Below are 12933 nucleotides of genomic sequence, written 5' to 3' on the forward strand. Positions count from 1 at the left end.
CAAATTTATTTGATGCCCCTACAATAAAACAGCAAAACCAAAAAGGGTATTAGCCAACAAGAGTTTTAACTCTCAAATGTTAACTAGCCGCAGCGATTAGAAGAGAATATACCCGCCTTTATTTATAAAGACAAAACCCGAACTTTATAAAATCCGGGTTCGTAAAAAGATTATTTAAAATTATCATCTATTATTTCCAATAATAAAAAAGTCTTTTAAGTAGGGTAGTATAATTTTTTCTCTTATAAGTGATTTCTCTTCATTATTAAGCATAAAGGTGAAATGAATCAGAGCAATTAATACAAAACATAATGCAATACCAAAAATTTTGAGATAACCGTCAATATTTATTTGCAAAACTAATAGTCCGGCTAAAGAGTATAAAATAAGCCCGATAGATATATTTTTGATGAAAAAGTAATAATACTCAGAAACTTTTATTTGTAGAATTTTACTGACAACAAAGGGCTGAACAAAAGTTTTAACTAAAAATATCGATACAAATGTTCCAAGAGCAACACCTATAATACCCATTTTGAAATATATAACGAAAACAAGGCTGAAAATAAGATTAGATACCCCTTCTAGAATTGAGATGTAAGCAAAATATTGATGGGTATTGGTGGAAAACATATAGTTAACCCCTACTGATTGGGATAAAGCTATAAAATAACCCGCTGCAAGAAGAATTAAAGGGTAATATGCCTTAAGATAATGTACCCCCATCCATATTTTTATGAACGGATAACCAAGAAAAAGAAAACCGAAAAATACTAAAGAAGAAAGGAGAATTACCGGTTTTGATATTAGGAAAAATAATTTTACTCTTTCATCGTTAGATTTTATATTTATATATTTTGAAAATAAAGGATTTAAGATTCCTAAGAATGATAAGCTGAAATTATTTGCAGAACTGTTTAATTTATTGGCAATAGAATATGTAGTGACCATTTTTACTGATATAAATGTGCCTATAACCATCTCATCTAATTTGGATCTAAGGATGTCTGCAATTTGTACTATAAAAGTTTTTCGGCTGAAACCCAATAATTTTTTGATAGTATCTTTATTTATCAGGCTGAAATCAAAAGGTAAAAAATCAAATAATTTTATGGCAAAGATAAAGTATAAGAGGTTTGAGAAAAAAGTTGCCGTTAATGTTGCCAGAGCCAGAGATATTAATCCATAACCTTTTGACAACAGTACAAAAATCATTAAAGAATTTATCAAAAGCTGGATTGACATAATGCTCGATATAATCTCAAATCTTATATTTGCTGAGATAATACTGATAAAAGATTTGAACGGAAAACATAGAGCCAGATTAATACCCATAATTAATATAAGAATTGAAACCAGCTTGTATTCTTTAAAATGGATAAGAGTTATGGCAGCAATAATTAAAAATGTAATAATAAGAACTAAAAATAATATAATAAAATTTAAAAATAGCCCATTATTATGGACTTTATTAAATTCTTCTTTGTTTTTATCGCCGATAGCAACGGCCAGATTTCTTTCAATCGCGCTGGACACTCCTAGCTCTGTATATCCAAGATAATTTACAAAAATAGTAACAAGAACCCATATCCCGTAATTATAATCACCTATATTTTTTATCATGAAAGGGGTCAGGAAAAGCAGGGTTAATATGGACGCAAATTGATACGATAAACGTGATATTGTCGATATCACTATTTTTTTAAAATCACTTTTTGCTAGCATACTTTATCCTCAAAAGTCGGGCTGGAGATAAATTTGATACTTGTTTTCCCCTCTTTTTTTAATCTTAAATAATGCATTTTATTTTGGTTCAGCCTGTTATATTGTTCTTTGTCGCGCATCTTTAAAATTTTTGCAGGATTTCCGCCAATTATAGAGTATTTAGGAACATCTTTAGTGACAACAGACCCTAATGCAATTACCGCACCTTCTCCAACTCTAACCCCCGGGCATATACTCACATTTGCACCAATCCAGACATTCTTTTCTATTGTTACAGGTTTGAGAATATAATAATCATCATAGGGCAGCATCTCTGCGTTCTCATATCTATGGTTTGATGTAAGAATTGTAACTTTGGGACCTATTATTACATTTTCATGAATTTCGATCTTGCCGCGAGCTTCTAATAGGCACTCCGGTCCTATATATATATGGTCTGACAGCTTTATGTTTTCGGGAAAAATAAAAGTAGAATTTAAATCTATAGACAAATTATCACCGCTACTATCGAATTTTTTCATTTTATTTTTTAATTTTATTGAACTGATTATATTTCTCAAATAATTAATAAATTTTTTTATCATTGCTGTTATATTCCTATATTAACCAAATTATAGTGCTCTGAAAAAGTAATTAAGAAATGAAATATTTTTTGCGAAAGCACTATAGCTTTTAGGAGTGATGCTTTTCGGGAAAATTCGGCTTTGCCGGTTTTCCTGAAAACAAACTCGTTTCAGTATAGCTGTTAATTTCCTGCGAGAAAGCTTTAATGAGAGATTCTTGAATTGATTGAACTTTATCAGGATTAATACTGTACTGATCAATATAATCTCTAATGCCATTCTCATTTAATTCACAGGAATTAAGATCAACAGGGGGGCGTTTAATATTGTAAGCAGAATAATAATCATCGAATTTATAGTTTTCTCCTTCAATTCTGTTGGAGAGTTTTACCCATACATTAGGAATATTCATACTATCAGCTGCAATTAAGCCATGCATTGCTGATGAAATAACTATCTCGCACTCAGCAATGAGTTTTGCTACAGACATAGTATTTTTAGTAACATCAATAAATATTGAGTCAGGCAATACATCAACCAGTTTATGTATTGCCTGCTCATTTATATCTACATAATGAGGTATTATTCCATATTTATATTTTTTATTGATTTTTTTGTAATCAAGAAGAAACGGTAAAAGCAAGCCGGGATCACCGAGCGGTAAGTTTTCAAAAGTTTTCTTTTCGATTTTTTCTATTCTTTCTTTGCTTAATTTGCCTCTTACAGCAAGGAATATCAATTTTCTCCTGAAATTTTCCAGATATCCTTTGTTTCCCGGTGGTGCGATAAATCCCGAACCAAAAACTTTAACAGGCTGAAAGAGTGATTTTTCAATATTACACTTGATCTGTGTAACCGAAGTATTATCGGGCTGTAAAAAAGTTTCCAGCAAACTTCCAATACCAAGCCCTTCTGAAAACAATCTGGATGTAGCTATAAGTTCGTATCCTATAAACTTTTCAAAAATTATAACATTAAGATTATCACCAAAATTTGAAGCTCCCGAGGAATAAAATAACCTGAATTTTTTCAATTTAATATTTTCCTTTCCCCTTAATTAGCGCTTTATAAAGTTCATAATATTTTTCACTCATAGTTGAAATATCGAACTGCTGCACAAAACCAAGACCGGTTTTTGAAATTTGATTTAATTTATTCCTGTCTGAATATAATTCGCGGATTTTGTCGGACAGGTCAACATGATTTTCTCTTTCAAACAGCAGACCATTGTGTCCGTGTTTTATTATTTCAGCAGGTCCGCCGATATTGCTGGCTATAACAGGCAAACCAACAGCCATTGCCTCCAATAAGACAAGCCCAAATCCTTCTGAACGAGACGGTAAAACAAATACGTCATAATTTGAAAGCAATTCTTCTATGTTTGATTGATGTCCCAAAAATGAGACCTCATTTTCGAGATTATAGTTATTTACTAACTCTTTTAAGTGAATTATTGAGTCTGTGTCATAGCTGTAAACACCACCTGCAAAATCACAGGTAAATTTCAAATTATTCTTTTTGCATTCATTTAGTGCTTTTACTAAAATATCCTGACCTTTTATTGAATTTTGTATTCTTGCAACATTTATTATTCTTAAAACATTCGTATTTAAATTCAGATTTGCTCTGTATGTTGAAAAATCTTTGACCCGAATCCCGTTATAAATAAGGGATATTCGCTTGACTGAAAATTTGCTAAAGTAATTTAATACTGACTTTGAGATTGCTATATGTACATCTACAAAAAAGTTTTTAATAAATACCCTCGGTTTGCTGAAAAATTGATGCATATCATGCAATGTATAAACCAGTTTGATTTTAGGAAACATTAATTTTAACAGGATTGCCCATTTCTCAGTACTTAAGTCATGGTAATGGATCAAATCAATTCTATTTTCAATTACTATTTTTAATAATTTAATAAAAGATTTCAGTCTGTTTTTATGACCATTTTCAGGGAAAATATAAATATTAGTGTTTGTGGATAGAAGTTCTTCTTTATATTCTTCATTAATAACTCCTGCCATAATAACCAGATTGTTTTGTATATCTTCTCTATTTGACAAAGATTTCAGGGTATCCAAAAGCAGTATTTGTGATCCGCCATTATAAAAATAGTAAATCATATGTAAAATGTTATGTTTTTTTGAAGATTTATTCTGCAAGGTTCAAATCCTTAATTATTACCTAAAATAATGTCAATAATATGTATTTTAATAAGCAATACATATATGATTTTTTGTTATAAAGGACTGTTTTATTTCGTATAATGAATTTTAGAGCCTCAAAAGACAACTTTGAAGTTATAATTGAATAAAAATAACAACAGGATTCTTTAAACAGTTCTTTTTCGTTTTTTGTAAGCAAGTTCGTTTTATCTATAAGTATATTTATGTCCTTAAGTTTTGATTCAAAACGTTTCTTTCTGAATTGTTTTTTTTCTTTCAATAAAGCACTCACAGCAGAGCCGATTTTGCTGTAGAAATTTGTGTTACTGAACAATTTGCCAGTAATATTGTCAGAATGTCTTCTGTATAAAACAAGAGGTCTGTCAATAAATTTTACTCCCGAATGTTTGCATGCAACGATTAAAAACCAGTAATCATGATAACTAAACCCTTCAGGTATTGGTAAAGCCTCTTTTAACAAATTTTTATCGAACAAAATAGTACAACCCAGTGCATAAGGTGTATAAAATAATTTTTTAAAAATTAATTCGGGAGGCTCGAGAAAAACTTCCGTGTCAAAATTCAGGTTTTTTACGAGTGATTCAGCGACCTGATTATTATTTTCATCAATCAATTTTGCATCAGAGCAGATAAGAGAATTATTACCGATTTCACTTAAAAGAATTTCTATTTTATCAGGCAGCCATATGTCATCTTGATCTGCGAATGCTATATATTCTCCTGTACAAAGAGAAGCCGCTTTTTCGAAGTTTTTAACAAATCCTAAATTTTGTTCATTAATAAAAAACTTCAAGCCATATTTATTTTTATATTCCTGAAGGATTTTAACAGTTTCATCAGAAGAGCGATCATCACATACAATGAATTCAATATTTTTATATGTTTGATTATAGATAGAGTCTAACTGTTTCCGCAGGTATTTTTCTCCGTTATATGTTGCCATAGCAATAGAAACAAGTTTGTTTTGATAATTCAAATTAATCTTCCTCTTCATTAGATCTCATTTTTCTGTAATTAATCAGTGCTGACGCTTAATTGTTTAATATACATGTTTTCAGGAACTTCAAGTTCTGTTAAGGTGTCTCTGGCAACGGCTCCAAGTATTTCAACATAGTGATCGTCACATATTTTTTTGATTTTTCTAAGATTAGAACGTGAAGTTTTGACTCCGCAAAGAACAACCAGTCCGTCAAGATATTGGGAAGTTATGATTGAATCGGCTACAGCAAGCATTGGTGCAGAATCTACAATAACAAAGTCAAAATTTTCTTTTAAATTTTGTATTAATTTAGGAAAAATATCATGATTCAAAATTTCGTAAGGATTGTTTACTTTGTTATTGTTCGGAATCAGGAATAAATTTTTCTGATTAGGAATTTGAACAACAAATTTTCGTATAATTTCATTATAATCCGCAGCCTCGCCTAATTTGGATAACTCTAATACAAGATCTGTCAGATCCGGATATTGGCTGAAATCAATATTAAATTCTCTGGTTAAAGAGCCGTCTCTAAAATCGGTATCAATTAAAATTATTCTGTCATCACTTTTAGCAAAGGTATTTGCTAAACCGGCTGTTACTATGGAGCGTCTTTTTTCAAGTTCGGCAGAAATTATCCCGATAGAATTATTTTTTTTCTTATAACATTTGATTTTAATGGACGTTGCGATTTTTTGGTAAATAATAGCAACAACTGATTGAGTATTATAATCTGTAAGGAAATTATTATAATTTGTATCCATCAACCAGGGAATAATACCTAATACGGGAGCCTTAATTATCTCTTCAAGATCATTTGAGCCGTCACAAATATCTTCAACATAATGTAATCCGAGGATTGTACCTATTCCAATAAAAATACCCGCAAACATAAAAAGAGCAGTGATGTGAAATAAGGTCGGAAAAGATTCTGAAGTCGGCAATATTGGGTTTTCTACCACATCAATATTGCTGACTATGGCAGATTCTTTGATTTTTGCTTCAACCAGCTTGCCATTAAGTATTTCTACTATTGAAGCCAGACTCTTTTCTTTTTCTTGCATTGCTTGAAGAGTTTTTTGCAGTTCAGGAATAATATTTTGATTATTTTTAAGTGTCATTAAAGATTGTTGTAAAGTTTCTTTTTGAGCTAATAGAGATTTGAGTTCAATATTATTGTTAACAAAATTTGCGACCATTTCTGATCTTACAGAGTCAGAAATGACAGAATTGTTTTTATTAAAAGTTTTTTTACCTATAAGTGTTATTGTTTCATTATTTATTTGAGATTTTATTTCATTAATTTCAGATAACAGGACTCTTATTTGTGGAGTAGTCACAGGATATTTTATTTTTAAGGAAGCAAGTTTTTGTTGATCTTCCATTAATTTTCTATTTAAAGTTGCTAAAGATTGGCTTTGCCCGATAGCTACTGATTCAACGGCATTTGTTAAATCAACTTTTAAATTTTGCGATAATTCTTGTACTTTTTTATTTGCAGACGCAATATTTGCATTAATATCAGAAAGAAGATTTTCGGTTCTCCCGAGTTTGTCAATCAAACTTCCTGATTCTAAATCAATATTTATGCTTGAATTTTTTTTACGATAATTTTCTATTTCTTCTCGTATAGCTGAAAGTTTTTGATTAGTATCTTTAAGCTGATTCTCTATATATCTTTTAGTGTTAAAAATAGATTTTTTATAAAGAGTTTCATTGTAAGCATAATAGCTGTCTAATAGTGCTTTTGTTATTTTTTGAGAATCTAAAGGATTATTCCAACTAACAGTCAATTCTATGATATCTGTACCAGGCGGATTAACAAGTTTAATGCTGTTTTGTATAGCTTTTGCAAATTGTTTTTCGGGAAAGTTTTGAAAATCCGAATCTTTTGATAGTTTATTAGCTACTTTTAGAGCAATATCAAAAGAGTTCAGCACTTCTATTTGAGTTAATACAGGGTTTTTGTTTTGTCCTAAAGAAGAAACTTCTGTGTCAGAATTCAGCTGGGTAACATATGTATTTGGATTATTTTGTTTTAATAAAATTTTAGCTCCTGAAGTATAGGTCGGACTGTAAAATAAAATACCGTATAAAACAGCTAGCCCTAAAAAAACCAGCATAAAATAAACAACAATTTTCCATCTCTTTAATATTAATTTATAAAATTTATCAAAACTCATATATTCCATTGAATTGAATTCTCCCTATTATTAATTTCATCTATTTATCTTTAAAATATAATTCCAGGAACTATATGTATAGGCCGTATTTAAGAATGGCGAAATAATTCTTGTAAAATATTCTGAACCGGATACAACTTTCATAAATGTTCTTTTTCTAACCTCAACAAGATCATTCGGTCTTAAAAGGAAATCATTCATAAAAGGATCTACGAATATTTTTGAAAGTTTTTCATTATCGGCTTTTCGATAAACCACAACTATCGTTTTTTTTGCATCTAAAGTGTAGCCGTTGGCGTTTGAAACAGCAGTATTTAGATAAGGTGATTCCCCTGAAATATTAAATGTTCCGCCTGTTTTTACCTCTCCAATAATGCGAATCGGGAAAGTTGCAGGGAAAAGGGACATTTTTGAAAGAAGTTTAAAATTCTCATCATTAATCCCTATAGATTCCAGTTTAGGCACAAAGATTACATCGCCTGATTTGAGTTTAATATTTTGCGAAATATCACCGTCTTTAATAAATTTCCATAAATCTATTATTGTTTGTTTTTTGTTCAAACTTGTTACGGTAATATTTGATAAATCAGCATTGTTTGAAATACCGCCGGCGTTGCTTATTATATTAGATAAAGTTAAATCAGTTCTTACGGTGGTATTTTTTGAATCTGCATAATACTTGCTTCCGTTTGTCAGTTGTTGGTACATTCCCGGTTTTTGTACCGCACCGAATATATAAATTGACGGGGGATTAAATTCTTTTATATTTACAGAGATTATCGGATCATTAAGAAAATTTTTAAATTTATTTTCTATAATTCTGGTTAAATCTTGTATATTAAGCCCTTCAACCAAAATTTCCCCGATAGGGTCTATTGTTGCATAACCGTCAGGTCTTACAATGATTTCGGGTTGTAAAAAATTCGGTTCATCATAAACCGATACGGATATTATGTCCCCGGGAATTATTTTATAGTTAAGGGCAGAGAAATTGTCATTTTTTACTATAGTTACGCTTCCCTGCGTAAGCGGCGTTTTCGCAGGATTATTTTCTGTACAAAAACCTTTATCGCAAAAAATTAAAAAAAAGACAAAAGACAAAAATAATATGCAGATTATTTTATTAAAAAATATTTTCATAAAATTAAAATTCTACCTCCCAATATGATTTATCTTTAAACTATTACTGTAAAGTTTAAAGATAAATCATATTGGAACATGGTTTAAATTTATTGATAATAATTCAACTGACTAAATATTATAATAATGCGATGTAAGCCATGTATTCAGAGTTTTTTGTTCAAGAATTATTAGTCTGGTCGATATCCTCGGCTTAAGCAGCAGACTGTTCTGCGTTTTCTTTTTTAAAATAACAGGGGATTATATTTATTCTTGAACAAAATAAATTAATCAAACTGTCATTGCGAGGAAGCTTGAAGAGCTGACGTGGCAACCTATTTAGACTTTAAGATAGATTCTCACGCTCCTGTTAGTCGCTCAGCATGGCAAAAAGAAAATACTCTAAAGACTGCGAATTGGTATTATAATTAATACACTTGTATAATGTAAAATGCTCAAAAGTGATTTAGGAGATAAATATGAAAGTATTACTGATAAACGGAAGCTCTAACCAAAATGGTTGCACTTTTACGGCATTGAATGAAGTTGCAACCACGTTAGAAAAAGAAAATATAGGAACAGAAATCATTCAAATAGGCAACGACCCGCTTAGAGATTGCTGCGGCTGCTTAAGTTGCAGAAATAATACTATAGGTAAGTGCGTGTTTGATGATGATATTGTAAATGAGATTATTGAGAAAGCAAAAACTTTTGACGGTTTTGTATTTGGAACTCCTGTTTATTATGCGCATCCCACAGGAAGAATCCTTTCTTTGTTAGATAGAGTATTTTTTGCGGGAAACTCTGCTTTTGCATACAAACCGGCAAGTGCAGTTGTTTCAGCAAGGCGTGCAGGTACAACTGCCAGTTTTGATGTTTTAAATAAGTATTTTACAATCAACAATATGCCTGTTGTTTCAAGTCATTATTGGAATAACGTCCATGGACACAAACCTGAAGATGTGCAAAAAGACTTAGAAGGTTTGCAAATAATGAGAACTCTGGGACGAAATATGGCGTGGCTGTTAAAATGCATAGAACTCGGAAAACAAAACGGTTTGCATAAACCTGAAAATATAGAGGAAAGAATCAGAACAAACTTTATAGAATAGAGAGAAATGATTGTTTTATTACAGTTAAAAACTCCTGTAAATAAACTCCTTTTCAGGAGTTCTTTTTATTATGCAACAAGGTTCAATCCTTCTTTTGCTTCAACTTTATTTTTTGTATTTCTTGGAGCGTAAAAAGAACCGGAGCCGTTTTTATCTTTGGATAAATTCATGCTTTCAAGGGTTTTGGTAGGATTATTTAATGCGGAAATATTTTTTAAACCGCTAAAATCAGGCTGTTCTGCGTTTATATGAATAAGACCGTTTCTGAACTGAGTAATATTATTCACTAAATCGCTGGCGGCTTTAGAATTTAATGCGTTGACCGCTGAAAGTGTTTTTTGTGAAAGTTGGAGATCATAGCCTGCATTATTTGTTGCAGCGAGTTTAATTGCATTTGTATCATTACTTGCTGTTGAGCCAAAAAGGCTTACATCAAGGCTTCTGCCTAGATTTAATCCGCTAAAGGAGGAATTTGATGAAGAAATTGAAGATAAAGAAGTTTTTGCCGAAAGAATTTCTTGAGCGACTTTGGAAAGTTCTGCCCCGGAAACAGTTTCAGCAGGCTTTGCAAATATATTTTGATTAATATTGTTAATCCCCAAAGCCATTTGCACTCCTTAATCTTTTTTACTTACATAATATTTATCGGCTTTAAGTTATTTTTCCTTTAGGAATCCTGGAAATATGTTTACAATTCTTAAGGTATATTTTGTTTCAAAAAGTTCTTTTAAGATAAAATTTTAGAAGCTGTCTTGTTATACCGCTTCAAAAATAAATTCGGGATTTTAATAAACGGCAGAAAAGCGGTATTGTAGAATAGGAGCGTTATTTTCGGAAACAATGAGTTTTCAAAAATATAAACTCGTTTTAGCATAACAAGATTGGCTCTTAAAATAAAAGGAACTCGAAAATTGAAAGCATTTTTATATAAAGATAAAAAAAATTTAGAATTAAAAAATATAGAAAAACCGGAATTGGAAAATCAGGGTGCGATTATAAAAATTAACGGATGCGGTTTATGCGGGTCTGATATTGTAAAATTCAAAGAAGGAACTGTAAAAGAAGGCACAGTCCTCGGCCATGAAGTTGTAGGGATTATAGAAGAAATAAAAACAAAAACCGACTTTAAAATCGGCGACAGAGTTGTTTTGGGTCATCATGTTCCTTGCTATAACTGCGTTTATTGCAAAAATCAGAATTATTCCATGTGCCATGAATTTAAATCATCAAACATAATTCCGGGCGGATTTTGCGAATATATATATGTTTCGGAAAAACATCTTGATGATACGGTTCAAAAAGTTCCCGAAAATTTGTCTGATATGCAGGCATCTTTTACAGAACCTTCGGCATGTTGTTTAAGGGCAATAAGACGTGCTGACATTAAAAAAGGCGATATTGTCATGGTCATAGGTCTTGGTTCTATAGGTTTATTGATGGGACAAATTTTAAAATCTTTCGGTGCTGTTGTAATAGGCTGCGATCTTATAGATGAAAGAATAAAACTCGCTGAAGATCTTGGCTTTGACAAAGTTTATAAGTATAGTTCCGATGAAGAAATCTCGGAGTATTGCAGGGCTGACTTTCAAAAAGAGGCAATGGACAAAGTTTTTCTTGCTTCAGGCAGCGAAAAATCGATTTCTCTTGCTTTAAAATGTGTAAGAAACGGCGGAATTATATGTGTATTTGCAAGCGTGTCTTCTTTCGAAAAAGGTTTTTCCAATAACGAAATTTATTATAGGGATTTAACTGTATTTGGAAGTTATTCGCCTGCTTCTTCTGACCTTAAAGATTCGCTGAATCTTTTGAAAAATAATATAATTAAAGTAGAGAGATTAATTACTGAATACAAATTTGATGAAACAAATCAGGCTATTCAAGATACTTTGTCAAACAGGATAATAAAAGCGTACATAAAAATTAATTGAATTTCAGGTATAAATTAGCATAAATATGACAAGGCAATTATAATTAATTAGAAATTAAGATTATTTTAAAAGATTCGGAGAAATTCCAAAAAATTATGAACATGAAGGCAGTTTTATTTTACGAACCGGGAGTGGTTAAGTACGAGGAAATAGATGTTCCGAAAATCGGAGCCGAAGAAGTACTCATAAAAATCGGTACGGCTCTCACCTGCGGAACTGATATAAAGACTTATGAAAGAGGGCACCCTGTTTTAATAAAAACAGTACCGTCCGGATTCGGCCATGAATTTGCGGGAACAGTTCATAAGGTCGGCAAAAATGTGAAAGGCTTTGAACCGGGTCAGCGCGTGGTTGCAGCAAATTCTGCACCCTGCCGGAAATGCTATTATTGCCGAATTCATGAATATAATCTTTGCGAAAATCTTGACCTTTTAAACGGAGCTTTTGCTGATTATATAAGTGTTCCAGAGCTTATTGTAAAGCAAAACCTTTTGCATATTCCTGAGCATGTTACTTTTGATGAAGCAGCTTTCACCGAGCCTCTTGCTAATGTGGTTCTGGGAGTTGAGGAATTAAATATTAAACAGGGACAAACTGTGGGAATTATCGGTTTAGGTCCTATAGGTCTTTTATTTGTACGTCTTGCCAAGCTTAAAGGCGCAAAAGTAATCGCCGCAGGAAGAAATCCTCTTAAATTGCGTCTTGCAAAGGAATTCGGCGGAGCTGATGAAGTTATTAACCTGAAAGAAGTTTCTGACCCTAAAAAAGCTTTTCTTGATTTCACTCCTGAAGGAAAAGGTCTTGATTTTGCTGTTGAAGCAGTCGGACTGCCTGAATTGTGGGAAAAAATGATTGATTTAGTGAGAAAAGGCGGGACAGTCAATCTTTTTGGCGGGTGTAAATCAGGAACCAAAATAACTCTCGACACTCGAAGAATACATTATGACGAAATAAAAATAGCAAGCACCTTCCATCACACTCCGAGACACATTAGAGAAGCTTTAAGGCTCATTAGTGAAGGTCATATTGACGTAAAAAAGCTTATTACTCATACGCTGCCTATTTCGCAAATTGATGAGGCAATAAGACTTCATAATGAAGGAAAAGCAATTAAAATAGCTTTAAAACCTTAAAA

11 protein-coding genes are annotated in these 12933 nt (G+C 31.7%); 3 read left to right on the forward strand and 8 right to left on the reverse strand.

Annotated features, from left to right (window positions below):
- Nucleotides 1–183: 183 nt before the first annotated feature.
- The 7 genes from WCG23_03785 to WCG23_03815 all read right to left on the reverse strand — a co-directional run bounded on the left by WCG23_03785 (nt 184) and on the right by WCG23_03815 (nt 8779).
- Entirely contained in the window at nt 184–1725 is a 1542-nt protein-coding gene (locus WCG23_03785) for an oligosaccharide flippase family protein (protein MEI8388990.1), read from the reverse strand.
- Entirely contained in the window at nt 1719–2309 is a 591-nt protein-coding gene (locus tag WCG23_03790) for an acyltransferase (GenBank protein MEI8388991.1), read from the reverse strand. Before WCG23_03790 ends, WCG23_03785 begins: the two co-directional genes overlap by 7 nt.
- Before the next feature lie 88 nt (nt 2310–2397).
- Nucleotides 2398–3321, reverse strand: coding sequence for a polysaccharide pyruvyl transferase family protein (locus WCG23_03795; GenBank protein ID MEI8388992.1), 924 nt, complete (start codon nt 3319–3321; stop codon nt 2398–2400).
- 1 nt (nt 3322) lies between these two features.
- Entirely contained in the window at nt 3323–4453 is a 1131-nt protein-coding gene (locus WCG23_03800; protein ID MEI8388993.1) for a glycosyltransferase family 4 protein, read from the reverse strand.
- A 22-nt stretch (nt 4454–4475) separates the two neighbouring features.
- Nucleotides 4476–5453 (reverse strand): glycosyltransferase family 2 protein, encoded by a 978-nt coding sequence (locus tag WCG23_03805; protein ID MEI8388994.1) that lies wholly within the window; start codon nt 5451–5453, stop codon nt 4476–4478.
- Nucleotides 5454–5491: 38 nt separating this feature from the next.
- A complete protein-coding gene (locus tag WCG23_03810; GenBank protein ID MEI8388995.1) occupies nt 5492–7648 on the reverse strand; it encodes a Wzz/FepE/Etk N-terminal domain-containing protein in 2157 nt (718 codons plus the stop codon).
- 27 nt (nt 7649–7675) lie between these two features.
- Complete coding sequence (locus WCG23_03815; protein MEI8388996.1) at nt 7676–8779, reverse strand: polysaccharide biosynthesis/export family protein; 1104 nt, start codon at nt 8777–8779, stop codon at nt 7676–7678.
- A 458-nt stretch (nt 8780–9237) separates the two neighbouring features.
- On the opposite strand from WCG23_03815, the gene WCG23_03820 reads away from it, so the two are divergent.
- Nucleotides 9238–9870: a flavodoxin family protein gene (locus tag WCG23_03820; protein ID MEI8388997.1), complete on the forward strand. Its 633-nt coding sequence runs from the start codon at nt 9238–9240 to the stop codon at nt 9868–9870.
- A 68-nt stretch (nt 9871–9938) separates the two neighbouring features.
- Here WCG23_03820 and WCG23_03825 read toward each other — a convergent pair whose 3' ends face one another.
- The gene (locus tag WCG23_03825) at nt 9939–10478 is read right to left on the reverse strand and encodes a hypothetical protein (protein MEI8388998.1); all 540 of its coding nucleotides are present in this window, start codon (nt 10476–10478) and stop codon (nt 9939–9941) included.
- A gap of 303 nt (nt 10479–10781) precedes the next feature.
- Here WCG23_03825 and WCG23_03830 point away from each other — a divergent pair, with 303 nt between their 5' ends.
- Nucleotides 10782–11798, forward strand: coding sequence for an alcohol dehydrogenase catalytic domain-containing protein (locus WCG23_03830; protein MEI8388999.1), 1017 nt, complete (start codon nt 10782–10784; stop codon nt 11796–11798).
- 95 nt (nt 11799–11893) lie between these two features.
- Nucleotides 11894–12931 carry a zinc-binding dehydrogenase gene (locus WCG23_03835; GenBank protein ID MEI8389000.1) on the forward strand — a complete coding sequence of 346 codons (1038 nt, stop codon included), beginning with the start codon at nt 11894–11896 and terminating at the stop codon, nt 12929–12931.
- Nucleotides 12932–12933 lie beyond the last annotated feature (2 nt).

The sequence above is a fragment of the bacterium genome (genome assembly GCA_037147175.1).
Classification (GTDB): domain Bacteria; phylum Cyanobacteriota; class Vampirovibrionia; order Gastranaerophilales; family UBA9971; genus UBA9971.